Here is a 695-nt window from a genome sequence, read left to right on the forward strand (position 1 = left end):
GCTAGTTCCAGCCTTTTTAAAAACAGCCCTACCAGAATGGAACGGCCAACTAAAACACATTCATCTTGAGGAATAGGAGAGAAAATGATGGTTAAGCTTATTGCCCATGTACTTGTTCATAGTGGTGGTGATTATTTGCTCATTCAGCGTTCGGAAATTAAAAGAGGAGAACCCAACGTTTATCCAACTTACTGGGATATTCCTGGTGGCGGGGTTGAAAAGGGTGAACTTCCGCGAGATGGTGCTCTTAGAGAATGCATTGAAGAAGCGGGAGTTAGGCTAGATAGCAGTTCGCTCAAACTTCTTCACGAAGATAGTCAACTGGATACCTCTAAGGATACGGTTTTTACTCGCTTAGTTTATAAAGCAGAGTGGGTTGGGGAGAAGCCAATTATCAGATTAGATCCTGAAGAGCATACACACTTTAAATGGGTTACTATGGATCAAGCTCTAGAGGAGGAGAAGTTAGTTCCTTATTTGCGAGAAATTTTTGAAAGGTTAAGAAATGACTTATAATTTTACGGAAGAATACGATATTATTGTAATCGGTGCGGGGCACGCTGGGGTGGAGGCATCTCTAGCTGCTAGCCGTATGGGCTGCAAGGTATTGCTTGCGACCATCAACATTGAAATGCTGGCTTTCATGCCTTGTAATCCTTCTATCGGTGGCTCTGCCAAGGGGATTGTCGTGCGTG

2 protein-coding genes and 1 pseudogene are annotated in these 695 nt (G+C 43.6%); all 3 read left to right on the forward strand.

The genetic code is table 11. The annotated features are described in order from the left end of the window. Positions 1-76 (forward strand): annotated as a pseudogene (locus tag GMD4S_RS13245) (NUDIX hydrolase); the annotation flags it as partial. An 8-nt stretch (positions 77-84) separates the two neighbouring features. Continuing rightward, positions 85-516, forward strand: a complete 432-nt coding sequence (locus GMD4S_RS12515) for an NUDIX hydrolase (RefSeq protein WP_000989471.1) — start codon at positions 85-87, stop codon at positions 514-516. Beyond that, positions 506-695: FAD-dependent oxidoreductase (locus tag GMD4S_RS12520; RefSeq protein WP_000221891.1), on the forward strand; the 190-nt coding region annotated here is incomplete at its 3' end. The genes GMD4S_RS12515 and GMD4S_RS12520, both read left to right, overlap by 11 nt.

The sequence above is a fragment of the Streptococcus sp. GMD4S genome, assembly GCF_000296955.1.

What these genes read in the sequence shown, in the direction of transcription:
- GMD4S_RS12515 (WP_000989471.1), top strand. Translation starts at nt 85, where the DNA reads ATGATGGTTAAGCTTATTGCCCATGTACTTGTTCATAGTGGTGGTGAT.